The sequence below is a fragment of the Bradyrhizobium retamae genome (genome assembly GCF_001440415.1).
Lineage (GTDB): Bacteria > Pseudomonadota > Alphaproteobacteria > Rhizobiales > Xanthobacteraceae > Bradyrhizobium > Bradyrhizobium retamae.
The window spans coordinates 1-21007 of record NZ_LLYA01000200.1 but is presented as its reverse complement, the minus strand read 5'-3'; the positions used below and the strand labels follow the sequence as shown (position 1 = coordinate 21007).

Sequence of the window (21007 nt, the reverse complement as noted above, 5' to 3'; positions counted from 1 at the left end):
CCTTCAGAACTCGCTTCGCTTGATCCCAAGTCCATTACTGGGACAGGCTCCTAGATCGCGATGACAATTCTCCGAACTGTCATCGCGATCCAGCTTTTTGTTTGAGCATGATCTCTTCGGAAAACCGGCACCCACTTTTCCGGATCATGCTCTAGTTCGTGATCTTGTAGCCCGTCTCTTTCACGATCGGCTGCCAGAAGGCGTTATTGGCAGCGAGCTCCTTCGTCAGGCCTTCGGGCGTCGAGCCGACGGGGATCAGGCCGATCGCTGCGAGCTTTTCCTTGACCTCCGGCTTGGCGAGCGCGGTAGCGACTGCCTCGCTCAGCTTTTTCGCAAGATCCGGCGAGGCGCCTGCCGGCAGCCACATGCCGTACCAGGCGTCCGCCACCAGATCGACGCCGCTCTCTCTGAGAGTCGGCGCATCGGGAAGGAACGGCGAGCGCTGCGCGCTGCCGACCGCGAGAATCCGGACGTTGCCCGCGCGATGCTGCGGGATGGCATCGGTCAACGTGGAAATCGCGAACGGCATGTGGCCGCCGACGAGGTCGTTGATGATCGGCGCGCTGCCGCGATAGGCCACGCGCGTCAGCTTGACGCCCAGCGCCTGCTCGAGCCGCGAGCCGGTAAAATGCGGAATGGTACCGTTGCTCGGCACGCCGAACGTGGCCTGATCCGGATTGGCTTTCAGCCAGGCAACGAACTGCTTGAAGTCCTTGACCTCGGCCGGGACGGCCTTGCCGACGAAGACGCAGAATTCGAACCGCACGAGTTGGCTGACCGGAACGAAATCCTTCGCCGCGTCGAAGCTCGGCGTGGTCTCGACCATCGGCAGCAAATACATCGTCGGTCCCGTAGTCACCAGGATGGTCGTGCCGTCGGGATTGGCGCCCTTCACCGCCTTGATGCCGATCAGCCCGTCGCCACCGGTGCGGTTCTCGACGATCATGTTGCGATCAAGCAAGGGAGCGACGTGCTGCGCCAGCAGCCGGCAAAGTGCATCCCCGCCACCGCCGGCCGCAAACGGGAAGATGATCTTGGTCAGCGGCCCGGCCTGCGCGAATGCCTTGCCCGTTATCGTCGCCAGCGAACACGCGGCGCTTCCGGCCAGAAAATCTCGGCGCTTCATTCTATTTCCTCCAAACACTTTATAATTGTTCACCGGATAGTTGTTCACCGGCCCCTAACGCTGAGACGATGCCGCGTCAGGCCAGCACTGTCTCGACCACCGTCATAATCCCGATCGCGACGGTGGCAAGGCCGACTGCCCCTTGCAAGCTGCGATTGGCCCAGGTGAGCCAGCGCGCGGAGACCGCAAGCGGCACCGCGATCGCCGTCGACAGCGCGCCCATGCCGATCATCGAGCCGACGCCGAACAATGCGATATAGCCGAGCCCGACGGCAGGGCTGGAGGCCTGCGTGACCGCGAGCACCAGAAGTGCGGCCGAGCCCGCCATGCCGTGCATCAGGCCGACCAGCAGGGTCCGCCAGCGGAAGCCATGTTCGTGGATGTGAGCGGCGCGGGCGTGCGGCGTGATTTCGCCGGCATGGCTATGGGCATGGAAATGCACCGTGCCGTCGCCATGACCGTGTTGATGAAAATGCACCCGGTCGCGCCACAGCCGCCACAGCACATGCGCCCCGAGACCGACCAGCATCAGGCCGACGGCGGTCTCGAGCGGCCGGGCAATGCCGTCCGGGATCGCGCGGCCGAGCAGAATGGCGGCGCCGGCAAAGGCGAACAAGGTAAGCGTATGGCCGAGCCCCCAGGTCAGCCCGTGCTTGACGATATCGGCCACACGGCTTCGGCGCGCGGCGATGCTGGAGACGGCGGCGATATGATCGGCCTCGAGCGCATGCTGCATGCCCAGCAAAAACCCCAGCCCCAGAATTCCGAACATACGCCCCCTGCTCTCTGTATTAATTCATCAAATACCAGTTGGAAGACTTTGTCAGGTCAAGACTTCATCGAACAGGCTGATCATCGAGGCCCAGGAGCGGCGGTCGGCCTGTTCGTTGTAGAGCGCGGCGCGCATGATCGAGCCATCGGCGGCGGGATTGGTGAAACCGTGCAGCGCGTTGCCGTAGGATCGGCCGGCGAATCCTATGCTCGCCGTAACGGCTTTGTCTGCACTCCCGGCACCTGGTTCCGCGGCGAGGACGGCCGCACGCATCTCTGCCAGTGAGCACGCGGAACTGAGCGCGAAAGGAGGCCAGAAGGCCGACTTTTTCATATTCCGGATGCGCGAAGCGGGTTTGAGGTTCTGGCCCTTTGCGACCAAGTCTGGTATTCGAGCCGCCGAAGATCGGCCCCACGCGGCGGGTATTTTCGCCGCGCACCGATCGCTTCGATTCGCCGGTTTAGCTCAGCGGTAGAGCAGCGGTTTTGTAAACCGAAGGTCGGGAGTTCAATCCTCTCAACCGGCACCACGTAACTGTTGGTTTTATTGATGTTTTTGCCATCGCGGCAGGTCGGCAAAGTCGGCAGAGTCGGCGAACAGAAGCGGTTTTGCCAGCCCCAAAAACAGGATCAGTTGTTCACGGGCCGTTCCGGTTGAAGCAAGGCGATATTGTACTTGCCGAGCGGAGATGACCTATGATTGTGACGCGGGGCGATCGAGCCCTTAAAGGGTGCTCCTCCATGCAAAGAGTTGATGGCTACTATCTCTACACGGTCGGATCACAAATCCACCCGCTAGGAGAACTGCGCGGACGCCCGCCTTGGGCGTCTAACCCTGATAAAGCCACTACGGTCGCAGAAGCTCACTTCCCTGTCGTAATCGCCCTTGGCGCATTAGAGCCGCTTCTGTCACGCAGCATTTTCCGCATTCGGACCTCTTATGTGGCCGGGCAGAAATTGTTGGATTCCATCCGTGAGCTCAAACTAAAAATAGAGAGCGCGACCGACCAGAATGCTGAATTGGACTGGGTCGATGTTTATCAGGTCACCAATAATCTCACGACATTCGAATCGATTTTGCAGGCAGAGCTTTCCTTAATGCCCATCTATATGGTCATGCCGAAGGCCGGCTATGAAATTACCGCTCTCGTTGAGAGTGGGACCGTGTGTTTTCCCTCCGACATACGCTTGAAAGTGCCTGAAGCTGAGTATGACCTAAACCAGGCGACGCGCTGCATAGCGTTTGAACTGCATACGGCAGCGGGTTTTCATCTGCACCGGGCAAACGAGGCGGTCCTGCGACGATATTGGGATCTAGTTTCAAATGGAGCGGATAGGCCGCAACGCGGGAATATTGGTGACTATCTAAACGAAATGAAGCAAAAGAACTTCGGTGACGAAATCGTGCGCGGCGCAATTGATCACTTAGTGAAGTTTCATCGCAACCCTCTGATCCACCCCGAGCAAAATCTTGAAACAGCAGATGAAGCAATCGCGCTGATGAATAGCGTTCACAACGCCATTGTTCAAATGTTGAAGGCAATCCCGATGGACCTTAGCGCGTTTGGCGACCCCGTCGGGTCAATTCCGACTAATCCTCAGGCCGGCCCTTCAGTATAATATCGCCTAAAGCAAAGCCTGTCCCACTACTGCTTTGGCAATGTGCAATCTGTATTCAATCACCACGAACCAGGAAGCAATCCGGGCGCTGTTCCGGGTGATGAACCGCTATGTCGGCAACCTGGCACCCATGCCCGGCGTGTTTCCGGATTATCCCGCCCCCGTCATTCGCAACGCCGGCGCCGAGCGCGAGCTTGTTCTGATGCGGTGGGGCATGCCGCCACCGTTGCGGACCGGCGGGCCGCCGGTGACCAACATCCGCAATACCTCTTCGCCGCACTGGCGCGGCTGGTTGAAACCGGAGACCCGCTGCCTGGTGCCGTTCAACAGCTTCGCCGAATACGCGCCAGAGCCGAATCCGGAGACCAACAAGAAGGACGTCGTCTGGTTCGCGATTAACGACGATCGGCCGCTGACCTGCTTTGCCGGCATTTGGACCGAGTTCAAAGGTGACCGCGGGACGAAATCGAAACCGATCCCAGGGCCGCATCAGGTCTACGGGTTTCTGACCGCGTCCCCGAACAGCGTCGTAGAGCCGATCTATCCGAAAGCCATGCCGGTCATTCTGATGACAGACGAGGAACGCGACGTCTGGATGCGCGCACCTTGGGACGAGGCCAAGGCGTTGCAGCGGCCATTGTCCGACGATGCGATCATGATCGTTGCCCGAGGCTCAGATAAGGAAGACAAGGCCGCCGCATGAAATACGCCGACGCCCGCCTCTACGCCGAGCCTGAAAAAGCTGCGCGCCGGCTCCTCGAGATCGCCCAATGCGGTCGACCCGGTTCAGGGCCGCATCCATATCGAGAAAATCAACGAGCGGGACCGCGGCAGCCCGGCAGAGTACGGCGCGGGCCTCAAGCTCGCGATCGAGCGCGGCTGGCTCACGATGCACGAGTCCGGCACTTTCGTGACGTTCACCGCCGGTGGCGCTATTCCAATAAGCTGGGAGTAAGAGAACTCCGTGCCCAAAGGGGGCGACCGACTTAAGTCGCCCCGCTCAGCCACGCCCCCCAATATTGCTACAGCAGTCGCAGGATCAAAGCCGTCATATCAGGCGTTGAAGACACTGGCTCAACGTAACGCCTCTCGGAGCCCGCCTCAGATCTGGGCCCGCTTCCATGGCATCAACTAGGGCCGGGGCGAACAGGGCGGAGAAGCGTTCATGGCCGGCACAGATCCTATCCCGTCACCGCAGCCAGTTTCCCCGGTGAGTAGTTCGGTAATCACAGCAGGCGGTATTCTTCTCGCCATCGGGGGCCTCTATTTCGGTCGCGAGTTCTTCATCCCGTTCACCTTGGCCATCCTTCTGGCCTTCGCTCTTTCTCCAATTGTAAATGCACTTCGGCGCTGGCGTGTGCCACGGGTCGCCGCAGCCATCCTAACGGTCACGTTCGCCTTCATCCTCATCGGCGGGTTGTCCTACGTTGTCACGGCTCAAGTCATAAAACTGGCCAACGAACTGCCAAGCTATCGTCAGACGATGGTAGAGAAAATTCAATCGCTCCGGGGCTCGGGCACTACCGAAGGAGGCGTCGTCGATCGTATCACGTCCACTATAGAGGGGCTCGGGAAGGAACTGTCTGGGCGAGATGCCGCGACTGGTCCTCTTGCTCCGCCGCCCGCTGGCGCGCAGACGTCGCGCCAACCTATTCCGGTGACGATCGAACCCGGCGCACGCTCGCCTCTCGACGTCATTAGTACGGTGCTAGGCCCGCTCGTCGAGACCTTGGCCATTGCGGGCATTGTCATTGTGTTCGTGATCTTCGTTCTTCTTGAGCGGGAGGATCTTAGGGACCGGTTCATCAAGCTCGTCGGCGCGGGGGACCTCCAAACCAGCACCGAAGCCCTGAACGAGGCCGGGAGCCGAGTCAGCCGGTACCTGCTGATGCAGCTTCTCGTGAACGTCACTTACGGACTGCCGATCGGCGTGGGCCTCTACTTCATCGGCGTCCCGAATGCCGTTCTCTGGGGGCTGCTCGCCGCAGTCCTGCGGTTCATCCCGTATCTCGGTCCGTTCCTTGCGGCGCTCTTTCCGGTGGCGCTTGCCTTTGCGGTTGATTCCGGCTGGTCGATGCTGTTGTGGGTCATCGGCTTATTCCTCGTCATGGAACTTGTTAGCAACAACGTTGTCGAACCATGGCTCTATGGCTCCAGCACGGGGCTGTCGTCCCTCGCCATCATCTCTGCCGCAATTTTCTGGGCATCCCTCTGGGGCCCGATCGGACTTGTCCTTTCCACCCCGCTGACCGTCTGCCTCATTGTCATCGGCCGTTATGTTCCTCAGCTTCAGTTCCTCGGAGTTCTGCTTGGAAGTGATCCTGTTCTGGCTCCGGAAGAGCAGTTGTACCAGCGGTTGCTTGCCGGCAATGCCGAGGAGGCTATCGACGTTGCGGAAAACTACACAGATGAGCATTCCTCCCGCGCTTTTTATGACCAGGTGGCGATCCCCGCCCTGCGCCTGGCGGAAAACGATCGGCAACGGAGCACCGGCGATGCCACCTATAAGCGCAGGGTTGCGGAAGGCATGGTCGCCGTCGTGCGGGAAGTCGCGGACCATGTCCGACAGCTTACCGTCGCGGAGGAGTCGACCACCGACCGGGCTGCACCGGCCCCAAGGGCCCTCGGCGTGCCGGATCTGTGCATTGCTGGCAGGACTGATTTGGATGGGGCAGCCGCTGAAATGGTGGCGCAGGCGGTTGCGGAGCGCGGTATCAGAGCGCGCGTTTTGCCGCCGATTGCAATCAGCCAGAATGGCATCGGCCAATTGGATTTGGCTGGCGTGGAAGTGGTGTGCCTTTCCTACCTCGCGCCCGAACCGCGGCCCTTTGCTACATTCGCCTGCCGGCGGCTGAAGAGGCGAGCCCCCAACATAAGAACTGTGGTCTGTCTGTGGAACCCTTCTGCTGAGCTAATGAAGCGAACTGACTTGAGGGAGTATATGGAAGCCGACGCTGTGGTGTTTTCCGTGGAGGCAGCGGCGGCGCAGATCGACGCTTGGGTCTCGCTCCATATCTCTGATCCGATGCAACCGGCGCCTATTCCCGAGAATGAGCAGGGCCGCATAGCGGCTCTTCGGAGCCTTGGTTTTGTGACAGGCGAAAGCAGGCACTTCGACGAAGTGGCTGCTAAAGTTGCTGCAGCCTTCGTTACGCCAATCGCGCTGGTGACCCTGGTCGATGAGCACCATCAGCACTGGCCCGGAGCAGTGGGGCTGCCGCCAAAGCTCGATGCCTGCCGGATAGACGCGCGAGAAACTTCTATTTGTGGACATGTGGTCGCCTCCAACGACTTGCTGGTGGTCGAGGATACAACCAAGGATCCACGTTTTGCGAATAACCCGTTCCTTATCGAGAATGGCATTCGCTTTTATGCAGGTGTCCCTTTGAGGACGAGTTCCGGCGTCGCCATCGGCTCCTTGTGCGTGATCGACACCAAGCCGAGATCCTTCGACGATCAGGATCGCAAGGTTCTCCGGAAGATCGCGGATGACCTTATGGTCCGGGTCGAAATTGAGTTCCAACGCAACCAGCTGCAAAGTTCGTTCGGGGAATCAGCTCGAACGGCGTCCGAAATTGTATGATGTCAGCTGCGCCCTTGCACGTCTGAAGCCGGAAAACCGGTGCCTGGTGCCGTTCAACAGCTTCGCCGAATACGCCCCCGAGCCGAACCCGGAGACCAAGAAAAAGGATGTCGTATGGTTCGCGATCAATGACGATCGGCCGCTGACCTGCTTTGCCGGCATCTGGACTGAGTTCAAAGGCGACCGCGGGACGAAATCAAAACCGATCCCAGGGCCGCATCAGGTCTACGGCTTTCTGACCACGTCCCCGAACAGCGTCGTCGAACCGATCCATCCGAAAGCCATGCCGGTCATCCTGATGACAGACGCGGAACGCGACGTCTGGATGCGCGCACCTTGGGACGAGGCCAAGGCGCTGCAGCGGCCATTGCCCGACGATGCGATCATGATCGTTGCCCGAGGCTCAGATAAGGAAGACAAGGCTGCCGCATGAAATACGCCACCCCTCGCCCCTTGCCGATCCGGAGAAAGCCGCGCGCCGGACACTCGAAATAGCCAACACCGTGGAGTCGGTGCAAGGCCGCATCCACATCAATGAGCCATTTCTGTTTCGCGATGGCGGCAGTCCCGCGGAATGGCGCCGGCATGAAACTCCCCATCGAGCGCGGTTGGCTGGTGATGCACGAATCCGGAACCTTCGTGATCTTCACGCCGGCCGGCGCCGAGCTGTTCGCCTAGGGCACACGACCAGCGAACGGCGGCCCTTATTTTCGGCTTGCTTTCCGGCTTGCGACCGAATCCTAGGAACTGCGACGCCCGCTCCGATGGCTAGTTGGGCGGTCCGAGTAACACGTACAGCACAAGCACGACCACCGCCGCCGCGGTGATGACTTCCAAGACGATCGCAGAACGAGATCGCTGCATGCGGAAGTCCTACCACCCCAGCAGGTAACACGGGTCCTGGGGAAACGGCTCTGGCGCGGGGCTGGGGGCTAATGTGTGCCAGAGCCGTCCCCTCATGATGCACTCTTTTCGAGCGCCGAATCATCATGCCGGGATAAAGCGGCAAAACCGTGTGAGTGCCCGCCACCCTCAATTCGCTTTCCTATTGTCCGAGCCGGCGCTCGACCCGTTTGCGGCTGCTGCCAACCTTCTTGACCGCCTTCTTCACCGCACCTGCCGACGTCTTGGCTTTCTTCGCCGTGTAGCGCACCTCGTAATCCTGCCCGCCGGCGACTCTCGCCCGGTCCTGATTACGCCCGCGGCTTGACTGCTTCTTTGCCTTAGCCATCCTGAAATACCTCCTATTTGCGCGTGGCAACGCGTCATAATGCGCCGAGTTCCAGTTTTTCCCGACCGGAACGATTTGACCTGTGCCAGTTTGAGTCGACGTTGTTCGTGGCGTGGAGTTTTTGGCGTGGCGTTTCAGCGTAGGAAGGCGGCTGCGATCGGGGTGAAGGCGCCCTTCCCCGGATTTGTCGAGCCCGCGCTGGCGACGTCGATTGAAAAGGTGCCGTCCGGCGATCGATGGATCCACGAGATCAAGTTCGACGGCTACCGCGTCCAGCTCCATATCCATAATGACGATATCAAGATCTTCACCCGGCGCGGCAATGACTGGACCAGGCGCTTCAGCAAGGTCGCGGCCGATGCCTACCTGATCAACGCCGGCAGCGCCATCGTCGACGGCGAAGTAGTCGTTCCGTCGGCCGACGGCACCACGGACTTTTCCGTGCTGCAGAACGAACTGCGCGGCAAGTCCACCCGCCTCGTCATGATCGCTTTCGATCTGCTCTACTTCAACGGCCAGGATCTGCGAAAACTGCCGCTGACCGACCGCAAGGCGCATCTGAAGAAGCTGATCGAGAAGACGGCCATCCAGTTCAGCGAAAGCTTTGAGGTCGACGGCAAGGAGATGTTTGCGCACGCCTGCAAAGTCGGGTTGGAAGGCGTCGTCTCCAAGGTCCGCGACAGCCGCTATCTTTCCGGGCGCGGCCGGGACTGGGTCAAGAAAACCTGCGCCCAGCGCGAGACGCTGACCATTGCGGGCTTTGCACTCGATGGCAACGAGTGGGACGGCATCTATGTCGGACGCCGCAAGGGTGATGACCTGATCTATGCCGGCAAGGTCGACCATGGTTTCGACAAGACCTCCGCTGCCGAGCTGCGCAAACGCCTGACGCCCCTGATCCGCAAAACCCAGCCCTACACCAAGCGGATCGGGCACAAGGGCATCTGGGTGGAGCCGGAGCTCAACGCCGAGATCGAGTACCGCGCTAAGTCCGCCGAGGGAAAGGTGCGCCATCCGTTCTACAAGGGCCTGCGGGAGGACCTTTGATGGATGCGTTCGACCGCTTCTGGCAATGGGCGAACAAGCCGCTCGATAGCGGCCTGACCCTACCGGCCGACATTCACCACGCCGTTACGTCATTGGCGCCCGAAGCGCGGTACGACCGCGCCAAGGTCAATGAGGCCGTCCGCAAAATCAGGGAGACCCGCGATATCCCGCGCCACACCGGCCGTGACATCGACGACCCCGATCGGGTAGAGGTCGATCATTTCGAGCTGTGCCCCGTATGCGGCCAACTATGCGACATGCGCGACCTTGGCCAGGTGATGGAACACCTGCCCGGCCCGGAAAGCGATATCGAACCGGCACAGCCAAACTGATGTCCCCCCAAAAGATCACCTTCGGCGAAATGCGCGAGGAAGGATACCGCGGCATCATCATCTATTGCCGCGACCACAAGTGCAGTCACAGCGTGCACATGAGTGCGGATCGGTGGTCCGACAATGTCCGGATATCCGACGTCGAGCCTCTCTTCACCTGCACGGCCTGCGGCAAGAAGGGCGGAGACATCCGATCGGATCCATCCACCTATTTGAAGCCGGAAAAATATCGGTAGGAAACAAGCTCGTACTCTTAAACGCCTCGCGTCTGCTTTGAGCCGCAAACCGGAAACGTTCGCTCGCTCTGAGCCTTACCGCTCTTGACCCATAACGGACACAGAGCCTTCGAATTTGCCGAGGACGAGACTGAGCCAATGATCTCTCAAAACTGGCCGCGCTGGCAGCCGGCACACCGGGCGAATAGACCTCGTTTTAAACAAACCCTGAGTTGCTGATTTAAACTTTGTTGGCGGTGCAATCCGCCTCTCTGTCGCGTTTGATGGCGGAACGTTGGATCAACACGGAGAGTCGCGTGACTAGCAGTTCAGGAATGAGCCTTCAGGACCTCATCGCGGCGAACGCCTCCGCCCGACTGAATTGTCTGGCCGGGTTCGACGTCACTGCCGCGGAAAACGGGGCTTCCGAAATCGTCATGGAGTGGAGCGACGATTTCACCCAGTACGCCGGTCATCTTCATGCGGGAATGATCGCTGCTTTATTGGATACCGCATGTGGTTTCGCTGCTGCCACTTTGGCTGGCAACGTAACAGCAACGCATTTTTCGATGAACTGCCTGAGGCCGGCCGTCGGCCGGCGCTTTATCGCAAAGGGTACAACCGTTCGGGCCGGCCGCAAACAAATCTTTGCGAAAGCGGAGCTTTTTGCTGAGAACGATCATGGCCAGAGATCGCTAGTCGCGACAGGTGACACTTTGATGGTCCCTATTGATCGTTGACAACGCCATCCCTTAAAGCGGGCGATGGTCAGCCTTTGGCCCGTAGGTGAAGTGGCGGCACGTTGCATCGAGGTCTGCTCACGGACGTGTAGCGGACTAGGTTTGCTCACGGTGAGTTCTCCGCATTTTGACCCATTTCGGACATCGATGGGGTATGCAGGCTCCCCGCTTCCTTCGGCACGCGCGTGTGGGCAAGGAGCCGCTGTGGTCACTCGGGAAGACCCGCTTGACGGAGCCCCTCGGCGAACGTGGCTAGGTCCTCTGTTCGGCGAAATGGTGCCAAATCTTTGAGATTAGAGGCGCGCAAATTGGGATTGCATTCGAGCGCTTGTGCCAAGCCCCTCTGTGCTTGCCCAAGCCGCCCGGCGAGCGCACTGCTAGCTGCAAAACTGCAAATCGATAACAGGAAAGTCGGATTGTCCCGCATTGACTTCTCGGCGTATGACGATGCCACGTCATAGCGGCCCGCGAGGAAATGAGCATAAGCCGCGGCTCCTAGCATGCCGTACTGCGATGGATCGACCGGGCTCAGTCGCATGGCCTGCGCGACGTGATCAAGTGCGAGATCGGGCTCACCTCTCCAAATTCTCAACCAGCTGCTGAGCATCCAAGCTTGCGCCAAGTTGGGATTGACCACCAATCCCCGATCCATAAATGCAGCCGCACAGTCGAACTCGTGGGCGACAAATGCGAGTGCGTATCCACCCATAGATAGCGCCACTGGGTCATCTCCGCCCAAATGCACTGCCTTCCGGGCCAGACGCGTAGCTTCGGCAGTCTCCTGAGTATCCTCGACCATCCACCCACGTGCCTTTCGCTGCGTGTAGCACCATGCGGCCATGCCGTAGGCGCAGGCTAGCCCCGGGTCCAGCGCGATCGCCTTGCTAAAGAGCTGGAGCGCCTTATCGTTCGCCTCCACGGTATGTCGACGAGCCTTCGGTAGACCGCGCAGATAGTAGTCGTATGCATCGAGATTTTCAGTTGGTTTGTGCTTGGCTCGCTTGATCTCTGCATCTTGCAACTTAGGAGCGATTGCACCCACAACTCTGGAAGTCACATGATCCTGTAGTTCGAATATGTCTGCGAGCGCTCCCTCAAAACGATCCACCCACAGGTGTGCTCCCGTTTCAGCATCGATTAGCTGCCCCGCGATACGAATGCGATTCCCAGCCCTGCGCACGCTACCTTCAAGGAGGTACCGAATCCCCAGTTCGCGGCCGACCTGCTTCACGTCCACCACGCGGCCCTTGTAAGTGAAGCTCGAGTTGCGGGCGATTACAAACAGCCAAGGGAAACGCGACAGCGCCATCGTGATGTCCTCCACCACGCCATCTGCGAAATACTCCTGCTCTGGATCTGCGCTAAGGTTTTGGAATGGAAGCACGGCAATTGATGTTTTGTCGGGGAGGGCTAACGTAGGTCTTTGTCTAGCTGCCGGAACGCGATCCACAACTTTGAAGGCGCGGACTGGCCGCGCAATATTCTTAAGGCGCTGCTCGCCCAAATCGACGAATTCGGCCGCTATCTTTCCCAGAACCTGATCGCAGGCTGACGCCGAGATGCAGATACCGCCGGGCTCTGCAATGCCCTCGAGCCGTGCCGCAATATTTACACCATCGCCAAAAATGTCATGCGGCTCAACAATTACGTCCCCGATATTGATGCCGACACGGAAAGCAATACGTCTGTCGTCAGTGTCTCCGGCTGTAAGTTCATGAACACGGGTCTGGAAAAGCATTGCAGCCCGAACCGCCTCGACGGCACTCGGAAACTCCGCCAAGAACCCGTCCCCGGTGTTCTTCACGATGCGGCCGCCGTGTTCAGCAATTGCTGGGTTCACGGCGTCCATCAGAAGTGAGGTCAGTTTGGCATGCGTAGGCTCTTCATCGCTGTGCATAAGCCGCGAATAGCCAGCCACGTCGGCCGCCAATATCGCCGACAGTCTGCGCTCGACCCGGACTGGCCGCTCTTGCACCATGGCCTTCGCAATCCAATCTGGTTGCCATTGTACAACGGCTCACATCGAATGCCCATCCATGCTAATGTCAGTTGTTGGGCCCAAAGCAGCGGTCCAGGATTGTCCGCTCTCGGGCCACTAGTGAGGGCTAAGCGGACGTTTCTCATTGCTTGTGAGTCCTCATAAAAAAGGCCCGCAGCCGCCGAAGCACTCTCCCGGTCGGGCGAACGCCGGGCCGCAGCTCGTCCCGGGATCCTTCGCAAACCATCAGAGATGACGCCGCTGGCCACGGCGATCGGCAAGCCGGCCGCCGAGTACCCAGAGCCCATTGGTCGCAAACAGCGGCGACAGCAGCAGCGCGCCCGGCGGCGCCCAGGATCCGCGCCGACTGCCCCTGGCCGTGCCGCCCATGCCGCCCGACGGCGCCCGCGCGAATACATCGCAACCCTGCCGGCGAAGATCGCCCAAATCGTCAGGTGCCGATTCCCGAAAGCAGATCCGCCGCCGGTGGAACGGCGCCTGGTGCAGGGCCGGTAACGACGATCTCGGCGACGTCAGCCCACTTACCGCCTGTGATCGTGTATCTCGTCGAGACGCTCTCGATCGAAAACTGCGCAAACACCGCGCGCATTTCCGGGACGTCGTTGACCGACAGGATGAAGCGTCCCTTGATCGAGCCAAGATGCACCGCCAGGCGCGCAAAATCGCTGCCCGCAAACACCCCCGCACCGTAATCCGTCTCCGATCCCCAATAAGGCGGATCGAGATAGAACAGCGTCTCCGGAGTGTCATAGCGCTGGAGGAAGTCCGACCATGGCAAGCACTCGATCACCACGCCGGCGAGCCGCTCGTGGATCTCGACCAGCACCGGGCCGAGCTTGGTGACATCGAACCGCGATGGTCCACTGGGTTCGACGCCGAAGTTGCGGCCGGCGACCTTCCCTCCGAACGCCAGGCGCTGCAGGTAGAGGAAACGGCCGGCGCGCTCGAGGTCGGTTAAAGTGTCAGGATTGCAGGCGAGCAGCCGCTCGAACTCGCGTCTCGACGCAATCTGGAATTTCAATGTTTCCATGAACTGCGGATAGTGACGCTGCAGGATGCGGAATAGCGTCGCCACGTCGCGGGAAATGTCGTTGATGACCTCCCGCCGCGGCGCCCAGCGCCGGCGAAAGAACACCCCACCCATCCCGACGAACGGTTCGGCATAGGTCGAGTGCTCGACCGACTCGATGCGCCGCGCGAGCTGCTCGCCAAGCCGTCGCTTTCCGCCGATATAGGCGGCCGCCGGCCGGATCGGCGTTACCGGCCTGAGATTATTTTCTTCCATCTTAAAGAGCTCAACCCGTTGGCAACCTCTGCAGGCCTAGCGTAGCCGGCGGCGGGCTGACGTTGAGCGATTTGACGTCGGACGGGACTTGTTAACCGGGCCCCGTGGTTCGAAGTGTTACAGCACTTCGGCCCCCGCCACGTCATGGCGGACGGACAACTAGTGCGAGGCGTCCCGCACTTCGCGCATGTGCTTCAGGAACGGCTCAGTTCGCGCCAATGCCAGATCCAGCGGCAGACGATATGCTCCGGCTCCCTGAGGTGCGCCGCAATCTCCGCCGTGTTGAACCGGCGCGCCCACAGCCGCAGCGCGATCGAATATCTGCGGAACAGCTCGCGCTCCAGGTCGTCGGTTTTCTTCAAGTCGCAGCGGGGCGTCTTCACGTCATGATCCCCGGAATGAAGCACCGCACCGCCCGCTTGCCGTCCTGCCATGTCGGCCACACCAGCGTGTGGCCGTCGCGGTTGGCTTGCTTGAGGACCGCATCGTCAGGCACATCGACCCATTCGCCCTCGATGCGCACACGGTAGCGGCCGTCCTTCGATTCCCAATCGACGTCGGAGAGATGCATCGCGTCCACGCCGGGGCCGTCGCAGCACGGCCCTTTGCCGCTCTTGAGGCCGCTGTACCAGCCGTCGAGGCCAGGGCGGCCGTGGTCATGCGCACGGATCGGATGGATGGAGAGCGCAAGCAGCAGCAGGATCAGCGACACGATGATGAGCGCGAGCCATCCGCTGACGCGCATCCGCAGCCATTCGATTGCGATCGCGATCAGACCGAGCGCCATGATGACCAGGAAGACGACGGCAAGCTTCTTGGGTTCATTCATAACATCCCCATCAGCCGGCCGGCGCCGGCGATCGTCGCCAGCAGGATGCCGGCGCAAATTGTCAGGAAACTCGGAAACGCGGTGCGGCCCTCGTTCGACAGCGCCAGGCCGATGAAGCCGCCGACCCCGAGCAGGATGGCGATGACGATCAGCGCGCCCATCACTGCACGCTGACCCTGGCCGTGCCGCCCATGCCAAGCGCGTCGGCGCCAGCACGGCCGAGGTCGATACAGCGGCCGGCGACGAACGGTCCGCGATCGGTCACCACGGCACGGATCGAGCGACGGTTCGAAAGGTTGGTGATCGTCACCGAACTTCCGAATGGCCGCGACTTGTGCGCGACCGTGTAGGGATCCCGCGCGAAGGTATTGAACCTCGTGCCCGAAGCCGTGCGCCGGCCGTGGTAGCCATCGCCGACGCCGTACTGGCTGGCGATGCAGGTTTCGGCGTGCGCCGGCGGCGCGACGACGGCAAGGACCATCGCCGCCTGTAGAAGGCGGAAAATCATACGGCAGATCCCCAAGTTGAGAGGTGTCAGTTCTTATGCATGGCCGCTTCAGTGAAGCGGTCCAGGCGCGCGCCGAGGCGATCAATGGCGGCCGTCAAACGATCCTCCACCTCTCGCATGACTTCTCGGTGGATGTATTCGCGGGCAACCTGTTCGCGGTAGAGGCTGAAGGATGCAGCGAGTAACGCGATCTTTTCAGTCGCCTCGTGTGCGTCCTTCTTGGCTTCCTGCGCTATTTCGTTCGCGGTTTTCGCCGCCCCCTCCGCCTTCGTGACGCGATCCGAATACCGCGTCCAAAAGGTCACGATAGAGAGCATTGACCCGATCGCGACCGCGACGGCGCCCCACGTCACAACATCGGCCATTCCCAAACCCGCCCCTATCTCTCGCAAATTGGATTGTTCCACGCCTTGCATTTGCACAGGTACAGAACGTCGTTCGAATTGAGCCTGACCTTCGGACCCCGAGAGAGTTTTTTGATTTCAGCGCTGTCCGAGGGGCTTTTGTTCACCTGCTGGTAGGATTGGCAGAAGCTATCGACTGCCGGCGTCGTTTCGACCTCGCAAAAGAGGAAGCAGAACTTGACGCGATCAGCCCTTGCCGGCGTTCCCAACAGCATCAGTAAGGTCATCAAGGTCGCCATCAGATAGCGCATTGATCTTCTCCAGCAGCCTTTTGCCTTCAGCCGTCATGCCGAGCACGGCTTTCGTCTGCTCGGCAATCTGGTGCTCCTCGCCTGCCGCGAACTGCTTGTCGTCGTGTGCCTTCCGAAGAAAGAACTGGACGACCTGCAGCGCGATCAGGGCGAGTTTTGCGTAGGTGATCACTTCACGTCAGGGACCTTGACCCCGAGAACCGCGAACACCTTCTGAAGCATGGCGACGATGGCGTTGTCGGATTCGGTCGGCGTGAGCTTTGCGAGACGGTCGAAGAACAGCATAAATGCCGCTGCCGCGCCCATGATCTCAGCCCAGTTGGCCGTCGAAAACCAGCTCATAATTCCACTCATGATATTCTCCGATGATGCTTGGATTGCGCGATGCCGTCGCGCGGCGGATTAGGCTTCGTTGCTCGACAGCTTGCCGTTCGCGACGAGGACGATCTTCCGAACGTTCGCGGGCTGCACGTTGTAGATCGGCCGGCGCGCCCTATAGAGCCGCGCCTTCGCAATTCTCGTGATGCAAACCTGATCAGATTGGTTGCCGCCGAGGCAGTGATAGGCGCTCGCGTCCTCTCCGACGTACATCGCAACATGACCGCCGCCGTCGCGCTTGAACGTTAAGACGTCGCCTAGCATCGCGCCGCCTTCTGCAGGCTTGCCGAACTCAGCCCACGACAGCGCCCAGAGCGGACTATCGACCACCCCTTTGCCGGCGCGCTTGGCGACCACGGCGGCGAAAAGTCCACACCACGGGATCGAGTCATGGCTGTAGGTTTTTGCCAAACCGACTTCCGCAGCCCATGCCAGGATCGTTGGATTGTCCTTGGAACCGGCTGCCTCGACTGTGCCGAACAGTTTCAGGGCCTCAAGGATCATTTTTGGGCCCGGCTCTTTTGACAGCCATGCGTATTGCGCTGGAAGCGCCATGGAAATTCTCCGATTTCAGGGGCGTTCTAGGTGGGGTTGAAAAGCCACACCCCTCGCAAAAGGCGCTTGGCTAGGCTTGTTCGCGGCTTGGTTGTGGTGGTAGTACGGGCGCGCAATGCACGCCCCGCTAGCTCAATCTCAGGCTATCCGGACGACCGACTACCGTCCCGATATCGACGGGCTGCGGGCAGTCGCGGTGCTGTCAGTGATGGCATTCCACTACAGCGCGGCACTGCCCGGCGGCTTCACTGGCGTTGACGTGTTTTTCGTGATCAGCGGTTTCCTGATAACGCAACAATTGGTCGCGGAGATCGGTACCGGAAGTTTCTCGATCCTTAGGTTCTACGACCGGCGCATTCGCCGGATCTTGCCTGCACTGGTGGTTGTCCTGGTCGCAACCATCTGGATCGGCCGATTCATTCTGCTCCCCGGCGACTACAAGGCACTTGGCGCCAGCGCGGCCTATGCGACGATAGGCCTATCGAACCTGTTTTTCCTGCATAACACCGGATACTTCGATGCAGCAGCAGAGCTGCAGCCCCTGCTGCACACATGGTCGCTTGCGGTCGAGGAGCAGTTCTACCTCGTCTGGCCCCTGCTCCTTCTCTTGCTAATGAAGAGTCGGAGCCGAACCGCCGTTGCAATTGTCGTCGGCGCAGCCGTCCTTGTTGGACTCGTCACAAGCGTCGTTTGGCTCGGGGTCGAGTCTAAGGGAGCCTTCTATCTTGCCGTGCCGCGAGCGTGGGAGCTCGCAGTCGGCGCGCTCTTAGTGTTTCTGCGTCCGCTCTCGAAGAGGCTCGGCGCCCTCGCCGTCATCTCTGGCCTCGTTCTTATCGCCGTCGGTTTTGCCGTCGTGCACAAGGGCCATTTTCCTGGCGCGGCGGCTCTATATCCTTGCGTCGGCGCTGCGCTCGTCATCTGGCCGCGGCAAGCTGAAACAGCACCTGGTCGCTGGCTTGGAATGCGACCATTTCGAGCCATCGGTCGCATTTCCTACAGCCTGTACCTCTGGCATTGGCCGGTCTGGGTACTGTACCGCCATTACATCAACAACACCGAGCCCAGCACGGTTGAGGCGATCTGCCTCGCATTGGTGTCGATCGCATTGGCGACGCTGTCGTTCTACTTCGTCGAGAAGCCAATTCGGGAACGCCGCCCGCAACCGACTCAAACTGTCCGAGCCGGTGCCTTCGCATGCCTCGCTCTATTCTGCTCAGGCGTGTACATCGACAGCGCCGAGGGGCTCCCGAAACGGCTCACCCCCACAGCCTACCCGTTGCGCAGTCTTGAGGTGATGTGGGATTGGAAATGCCCACAGTATGAACAGCTTCCACAACTGAACGGGTCTTATTGCTCGTTCGGTCACGCATGGGCGACCGCAAAGACAAAGGCGCTCCTTTGGGGCGATAGTCACGCCGGCCATTTCGCCCCGATGGTGCAGCTCGCGGCCCGAGAGGACATGGGGCTGTTGCTCTACACGAACTGCCCTGCCGCGCTCGGCGGCCATGTGCACCGTCCCTTCCCGGGGTCGCCTAACTACCATGAATACTGCACCGATCAGCGTCAGCGAGCGATCCAACTGCTTCAGGACGATCCGAGCATCAATCTTGTTGTCTTGGCGGCTTCCTGGGCCCACCTAACGAAGCTGGTCAGTCAAGACGGGCAGCTCGGTAAGATGAACGGAGTTGAGCTACTCGCCTCGGGCATAGAGGATCTAATCGCTAAGGCTTCGATCTCTGGGCGTCGGTTCGTGTTAATCGGAACCGTTCCGCAACAAAGGACGGACCCGATTCCATGCGCCTTGGTCCGCTTATCGACGCTTCTACGCGAACCGTGCGCAATCGACAAAACAAGCCTGGAATGGATGCAGACATTCACTGTCCCGACAGACAGAATGCTTCAGGACATCGCTCGTCGGCACCCGAACGTGACGGCCTTGATCCCGAGAGACGCACTGTGCGATGCGGCCGACTGCAAAACCTATCTTGACGGTGAATTTCTCTACCGTGACGGACGCCACATTCGGCGAAACCTAAAGCCCGAGACGCTGCGGGATCTCGCGGACCTTATCGGACTTCCATCCGCGCTGGCTCATTGAAGCATATTCCACTCAGCAACTGCGACGTCATTTCCGCCTAGTTCAGTGACACTGATGTTCAATCGCCACTTCGAAAAGGCCTGAGGAACAGCGATGGTGAACGACCGTGGACCGCCCGCAAATGGCTGCCAACCAGTTATGTTGGTGCGGGTGTCCACAACTGTCCAACCGACGCCATCGTTTGATCCTTCAAGGGTCCAGTTTCTCGGGGATAAAAGTGCACCTGTGCCGCCGCGGCCCCAAATGACATAGCTGGTGGGCGTGATTGTCGAAGGGCAGTCGATGCGAAGCCACCACGGACCGGCGACGTTGGCGCTAGCCCATATGCTGCCTTGAGCCCAATCGAACGCCTTCCATGCGGCGTTGTCGCCAGCGAACTCGGACGATGCGGATGCAGTGAAGCCGCCGGTGGTCGCAGCAGTCATCCTCGGAATCAGATAGGCCGGGGGATTAGGGCCCCAGACCATCTCGATTGTGGATAGATATACCGTTGGGGATTCTACGCCGTTCCCAGCAATCTGATAACCAAGTTGCTTGAAGACTCCAGCGTTGATCAAACCGAGAAGAGAGATTGTAATGTCTGCCCCTCCGGTTAGAGGAGTAGTTCCCGTTGCGCTAATTTCCGCCATAGAGACAATGTTATTCGGCCCGCTATCGAAGTTAACTACCCTAATCCTCGTAGCGTTTGACGCATGACCCGGAGTCAACGCTACAAGCCATCGGGCTTGTTGAAGCCGCATGCCCTGATTGGCATAGAATGCAATTGTTGACGCTGTTAATGCGCTCCCCGGGAATTGGTAGGTTGTGGTCGTATTGCCCCCAACTCCATTCGCAGGGTTGCGAAATAGGTCAAACATTGTCTGGGTAATAGGAGAACTGCCTGGAACGCTGTACGCCCCCGTCCCATCCAGGTATCTCGTCGCATCATTGGGAAGCTTAGGCGCAAAGCCGTGCTTTGTTGTAGAGACATTGCCAGTCGTAACGTCGCTGGTCGATAGATCCGCCTCGCGCACAGTCAGCGTGTTGTTAGCGCCGTTGATCGTCTTGTTTGTGAGCGTTTGGACCGCATTAAGCGTCGCGATGGTTTCGTCGGCATTTGGCAGCGTATACGTCTTGATCGATCCCGAAGGTCCAATGAACTGCATAAAGGCGTTGTTGGTGCCGCCGCCAGACGCACCAAGCAATTGAAACGACGGGTCGGCAGCGCCGCCATTCGATACGAAGGGATGGCCACTGGTCGCGGTAGCGGCGCTCTTGAAACCCGTCCCCGATCCTCGCCCGATCGGCACGGCATGATCCGGCACCTGCCATTGAGCAGCGACCGGGACAGCAAGCAGTACCCACGCCAAAGCGGCGAGTAAAACTCGTTTCATGTTCGATATCCCTGGGGAGAAAGAAGGACCTGCTTAGATCAGCCAGCCGGTCAGATCATCGGACGGGTACAGCCAGCCGCTTGCGAGGCCGGAGGCGTTCGACCATGCCGAATATGTCGAAAGCTTCATGATGGTTTCGGAGCCGTCGGCGATGAATCTGATTTCATGATCCGAGACGACGGACGTCGACCAGTCCGCCCACTTCAGCGGCACGCCATCACGATCAGCGACCGGCGGCAGTGTGATGGTCGTCAGCGTCGGGCCGACGCGCTTGATGACGATGAACGTCTCGAACGCCCCGACGGGGTAAGTGCTCGTGGTGATGTCGACCTCTTCGCCGAGCGCCACTTGCAGTGTTGGCTGTCCAATTTGCTCATAGCGCAGTGTTTGCACTTCCGCGCCAAACGTCGCCTTGACCTGATACTCGCCTGACAAAACATGGAAGAAAACAAATCCGTTGGCATCGGCGGTGATCGGATTGCCAATCGGAGTTGCGCCGTCGCGATCCGAGTATAGCTGGACCAAAGGCTGTCCTGCGACTTCTCGACGGACCTCAACGGTAGCGCCAGGCACGACGTTTCCCGCGTCGTCCGTGATCGTCCTATTGTAGCGAGGAAGAGTTGGCATCTGCGTCTCGCCTCAGTTGATCTGCGGGCCGGCGA

At 59.9% G+C, this 21007-nt stretch carries 25 protein-coding genes, 1 tRNA gene and 1 pseudogene; 10 read left to right on the top strand and 17 right to left on the bottom strand.

The window, feature by feature from the left end; translation table 11 throughout:
- Positions 1 to 151: 151 nt before the first annotated feature.
- The 3 genes from CQ13_RS34430 to CQ13_RS46100 all read right to left on the bottom strand — a co-directional run bounded on the left by CQ13_RS34430 (position 152) and on the right by CQ13_RS46100 (position 2072).
- Complete coding sequence (locus CQ13_RS34430) at positions 152 to 1126, bottom strand: Bug family tripartite tricarboxylate transporter substrate binding protein (RefSeq protein WP_057847234.1); 975 nt, start codon at positions 1124 to 1126, stop codon at positions 152 to 154.
- A gap of 76 nt (positions 1127 to 1202) precedes the next feature.
- Positions 1203 to 1898, bottom strand: a complete 696-nt coding sequence (locus CQ13_RS34425; RefSeq protein WP_057847233.1) for a HoxN/HupN/NixA family nickel/cobalt transporter — start codon at positions 1896 to 1898, stop codon at positions 1203 to 1205.
- A gap of 51 nt (positions 1899 to 1949) precedes the next feature.
- A complete protein-coding gene (locus tag CQ13_RS46100) occupies positions 1950 to 2072 on the bottom strand; it encodes a hypothetical protein (protein WP_245309521.1) in 123 nt (40 codons plus the stop codon).
- Between the two features lie 280 nt (positions 2073 to 2352).
- Between CQ13_RS46100 and CQ13_RS34415 the strand changes: the two genes are divergently transcribed.
- The 5 genes and pseudogenes from CQ13_RS34415 to CQ13_RS34395 all read left to right on the top strand — a co-directional run.
- A tRNA-Thr gene (locus tag CQ13_RS34415) sits at positions 2353 to 2427 on the top strand.
- A 211-nt stretch (positions 2428 to 2638) separates the two neighbouring features.
- Positions 2639 to 3517 (top strand): hypothetical protein, encoded by an 879-nt coding sequence (locus CQ13_RS34410; protein WP_156434082.1) that lies wholly within the window; start codon positions 2639 to 2641, stop codon positions 3515 to 3517.
- Between the two features lie 40 nt (positions 3518 to 3557).
- Entirely contained in the window at positions 3558 to 4220 is a 663-nt protein-coding gene (locus CQ13_RS34405; protein ID WP_057847230.1) for an SOS response-associated peptidase, read from the top strand.
- Positions 4221 to 4682: 462 nt separating this feature from the next.
- On the top strand, positions 4683 to 7100 hold the full coding sequence (locus CQ13_RS34400; protein WP_082637814.1) for an AI-2E family transporter: 2418 nt from the start codon (positions 4683 to 4685) through the stop codon (positions 7098 to 7100).
- 22 nt (positions 7101 to 7122) lie between these two features.
- Positions 7123 to 7533 (top strand): annotated as a pseudogene (locus CQ13_RS34395) (SOS response-associated peptidase family protein); the annotation flags it as partial.
- Positions 7534 to 8145: 612 nt separating this feature from the next.
- Here CQ13_RS34395 and CQ13_RS34385 read toward each other — a convergent pair.
- Positions 8146 to 8331, bottom strand: a complete 186-nt coding sequence (locus CQ13_RS34385) for a DUF3606 domain-containing protein (RefSeq protein ID WP_057847228.1) — start codon at positions 8329 to 8331, stop codon at positions 8146 to 8148.
- 126 nt (positions 8332 to 8457) lie between these two features.
- Between CQ13_RS34385 and ligD the strand changes: the two genes are divergently transcribed.
- From ligD to CQ13_RS34365, 4 genes are all read left to right on the top strand, one after another.
- Positions 8458 to 9378 (top strand): non-homologous end-joining DNA ligase, encoded by a 921-nt coding sequence (gene ligD, locus CQ13_RS34380; RefSeq protein WP_057847227.1) that lies wholly within the window; start codon positions 8458 to 8460, stop codon positions 9376 to 9378.
- A complete protein-coding gene (locus tag CQ13_RS34375) occupies positions 9378 to 9710 on the top strand; it encodes a hypothetical protein (protein WP_057847226.1) in 333 nt (110 codons plus the stop codon). Before ligD ends, CQ13_RS34375 begins: the two co-directional genes overlap by 1 nt.
- Positions 9710 to 9946, top strand: a complete 237-nt coding sequence (locus CQ13_RS34370) for a hypothetical protein (RefSeq protein WP_057847225.1) — start codon at positions 9710 to 9712, stop codon at positions 9944 to 9946. The genes CQ13_RS34375 and CQ13_RS34370 overlap by 1 nt, the downstream gene beginning before the upstream one ends.
- Before the next feature lie 314 nt (positions 9947 to 10260).
- A complete protein-coding gene (locus CQ13_RS34365; RefSeq protein ID WP_057847236.1) occupies positions 10261 to 10665 on the top strand; it encodes a PaaI family thioesterase in 405 nt (134 codons plus the stop codon).
- Positions 10666 to 10873: 208 nt separating this feature from the next.
- On the opposite strand, the gene CQ13_RS34360 is transcribed toward CQ13_RS34365, so the two are convergent.
- The 11 genes from CQ13_RS34360 to CQ13_RS34320 form a co-directional block, all read right to left on the bottom strand.
- Complete coding sequence (locus CQ13_RS34360; RefSeq protein ID WP_057847224.1) at positions 10874 to 12643, bottom strand: adenylate/guanylate cyclase domain-containing protein; 1770 nt, start codon at positions 12641 to 12643, stop codon at positions 10874 to 10876.
- 246 nt (positions 12644 to 12889) lie between these two features.
- The gene (locus CQ13_RS34355; protein WP_057847223.1) at positions 12890 to 13090 is read right to left on the bottom strand and encodes a hypothetical protein; all 201 of its coding nucleotides are present in this window, start codon (positions 13088 to 13090) and stop codon (positions 12890 to 12892) included.
- A gap of 4 nt (positions 13091 to 13094) precedes the next feature.
- A complete protein-coding gene (locus CQ13_RS34350) occupies positions 13095 to 13949 on the bottom strand; it encodes a DNA adenine methylase (protein WP_057847222.1) in 855 nt (284 codons plus the stop codon).
- A 194-nt stretch (positions 13950 to 14143) separates the two neighbouring features.
- Positions 14144 to 14332 carry a hypothetical protein gene (locus tag CQ13_RS34345; protein ID WP_057847221.1) on the bottom strand — a complete coding sequence of 63 codons (189 nt, stop codon included), beginning with the start codon at positions 14330 to 14332 and terminating at the stop codon, positions 14144 to 14146.
- Positions 14329 to 14778: a hypothetical protein gene (locus CQ13_RS34340; protein WP_245309519.1), complete on the bottom strand. Its 450-nt coding sequence runs from the start codon at positions 14776 to 14778 to the stop codon at positions 14329 to 14331. Before CQ13_RS34340 ends, CQ13_RS34345 begins: the two co-directional genes overlap by 4 nt.
- Positions 14775 to 14939, bottom strand: coding sequence for a hypothetical protein (locus CQ13_RS43780; protein WP_156434081.1), 165 nt, complete (start codon positions 14937 to 14939; stop codon positions 14775 to 14777). Before CQ13_RS43780 ends, CQ13_RS34340 begins: the two co-directional genes overlap by 4 nt.
- Positions 14939 to 15286 (bottom strand): septal ring lytic transglycosylase RlpA family protein, encoded by a 348-nt coding sequence (locus CQ13_RS34335; protein ID WP_057847220.1) that lies wholly within the window; start codon positions 15284 to 15286, stop codon positions 14939 to 14941. The genes CQ13_RS43780 and CQ13_RS34335 overlap by 1 nt, the downstream gene beginning before the upstream one ends.
- A 26-nt stretch (positions 15287 to 15312) precedes the next feature.
- On the bottom strand, positions 15313 to 15651 hold the full coding sequence (locus CQ13_RS34330; RefSeq protein ID WP_156434080.1) for a hypothetical protein: 339 nt from the start codon (positions 15649 to 15651) through the stop codon (positions 15313 to 15315).
- Between the two features lie 225 nt (positions 15652 to 15876).
- Positions 15877 to 16113 (bottom strand): hypothetical protein, encoded by a 237-nt coding sequence (locus CQ13_RS34325; RefSeq protein ID WP_057847218.1) that lies wholly within the window; start codon positions 16111 to 16113, stop codon positions 15877 to 15879.
- Entirely contained in the window at positions 16110 to 16295 is a 186-nt protein-coding gene (locus tag CQ13_RS43775) for a hypothetical protein (RefSeq protein ID WP_156434079.1), read from the bottom strand. Before CQ13_RS43775 ends, CQ13_RS34325 begins: the two co-directional genes overlap by 4 nt.
- A gap of 48 nt (positions 16296 to 16343) precedes the next feature.
- Positions 16344 to 16874, bottom strand: a complete 531-nt coding sequence (locus CQ13_RS34320; RefSeq protein ID WP_057847217.1) for a TIGR02594 family protein — start codon at positions 16872 to 16874, stop codon at positions 16344 to 16346.
- A 115-nt stretch (positions 16875 to 16989) separates the two neighbouring features.
- On the opposite strand from CQ13_RS34320, the gene CQ13_RS34315 reads away from it, so the two are divergent.
- A complete protein-coding gene (locus tag CQ13_RS34315) occupies positions 16990 to 18972 on the top strand; it encodes an acyltransferase family protein (protein WP_057847216.1) in 1983 nt (660 codons plus the stop codon).
- Here the strand turns inward: CQ13_RS34315 and CQ13_RS34310 are convergent.
- Together CQ13_RS34310 and CQ13_RS34305 are read right to left on the bottom strand one after the other, a co-directional pair.
- Complete coding sequence (locus CQ13_RS34310; RefSeq protein WP_057847215.1) at positions 18966 to 20345, bottom strand: discoidin domain-containing protein; 1380 nt, start codon at positions 20343 to 20345, stop codon at positions 18966 to 18968. The two genes, CQ13_RS34315 and CQ13_RS34310, sit on opposite strands and share 7 nt — an antisense overlap.
- 33 nt (positions 20346 to 20378) lie before the next feature.
- Complete coding sequence (locus CQ13_RS34305; RefSeq protein WP_057847214.1) at positions 20379 to 20870, bottom strand: hypothetical protein; 492 nt, start codon at positions 20868 to 20870, stop codon at positions 20379 to 20381.
- Between the last annotated feature and the right edge of the window lie 137 nt (positions 20871 to 21007).

Excerpts from the sequence above, each read along its gene's own strand:
- CQ13_RS34315 (WP_057847216.1), top strand. The coding sequence starts at position 16,990 with ATGCACGCCCCGCTAGCTCAATCTCAGGCTATCCGGACGACCGACTAC.
- CQ13_RS34340 (WP_245309519.1), bottom strand. The coding sequence starts at position 14,778 with ATGAATGAACCCAAGAAGCTTGCCGTCGTCTTCCTGGTCATCATGGCG.
- CQ13_RS34375 (WP_057847226.1), top strand. The coding sequence starts at position 9,378 with ATGGATGCGTTCGACCGCTTCTGGCAATGGGCGAACAAGCCGCTCGAT.
- CQ13_RS34405 (WP_057847230.1), top strand. The coding sequence starts at position 3,558 with ATGTGCAATCTGTATTCAATCACCACGAACCAGGAAGCAATCCGGGCG.
- CQ13_RS34360 (WP_057847224.1), bottom strand. The coding sequence starts at position 12,643 with ATGGTGCAAGAGCGGCCAGTCCGGGTCGAGCGCAGACTGTCGGCGATA.
- CQ13_RS43775 (WP_156434079.1), bottom strand. The coding sequence starts at position 16,295 with ATGAGTGGAATTATGAGCTGGTTTTCGACGGCCAACTGGGCTGAGATC.
- CQ13_RS34425 (WP_057847233.1), bottom strand. The coding sequence starts at position 1,898 with ATGTTCGGAATTCTGGGGCTGGGGTTTTTGCTGGGCATGCAGCATGCG.
- CQ13_RS34385 (WP_057847228.1), bottom strand. The coding sequence starts at position 8,331 with ATGGCTAAGGCAAAGAAGCAGTCAAGCCGCGGGCGTAATCAGGACCGG.
- CQ13_RS34430 (WP_057847234.1), bottom strand. The coding sequence starts at position 1,126 with ATGAAGCGCCGAGATTTTCTGGCCGGAAGCGCCGCGTGTTCGCTGGCG.
- CQ13_RS34350 (WP_057847222.1), bottom strand. The coding sequence starts at position 13,949 with ATGGAAGAAAATAATCTCAGGCCGGTAACGCCGATCCGGCCGGCGGCC.
- CQ13_RS34335 (WP_057847220.1), bottom strand. The coding sequence starts at position 15,286 with ATGATTTTCCGCCTTCTACAGGCGGCGATGGTCCTTGCCGTCGTCGCG.
- CQ13_RS34365 (WP_057847236.1), top strand. The coding sequence starts at position 10,261 with ATGAGCCTTCAGGACCTCATCGCGGCGAACGCCTCCGCCCGACTGAAT.
- CQ13_RS34330 (WP_156434080.1), bottom strand. The coding sequence starts at position 15,651 with ATGGCCGATGTTGTGACGTGGGGCGCCGTCGCGGTCGCGATCGGGTCA.
- CQ13_RS34320 (WP_057847217.1), bottom strand. The coding sequence starts at position 16,874 with ATGGCGCTTCCAGCGCAATACGCATGGCTGTCAAAAGAGCCGGGCCCA.
- CQ13_RS34310 (WP_057847215.1), bottom strand. The coding sequence starts at position 20,345 with ATGAAACGAGTTTTACTCGCCGCTTTGGCGTGGGTACTGCTTGCTGTC.
- CQ13_RS34400 (WP_082637814.1), top strand. The coding sequence starts at position 4,683 with ATGGCCGGCACAGATCCTATCCCGTCACCGCAGCCAGTTTCCCCGGTG.
- CQ13_RS34410 (WP_156434082.1), top strand. The coding sequence starts at position 2,639 with ATGCAAAGAGTTGATGGCTACTATCTCTACACGGTCGGATCACAAATC.
- CQ13_RS34370 (WP_057847225.1), top strand. The coding sequence starts at position 9,710 with ATGTCCCCCCAAAAGATCACCTTCGGCGAAATGCGCGAGGAAGGATAC.
- CQ13_RS43780 (WP_156434081.1), bottom strand. The coding sequence starts at position 14,939 with ATGGGCGCGCTGATCGTCATCGCCATCCTGCTCGGGGTCGGCGGCTTC.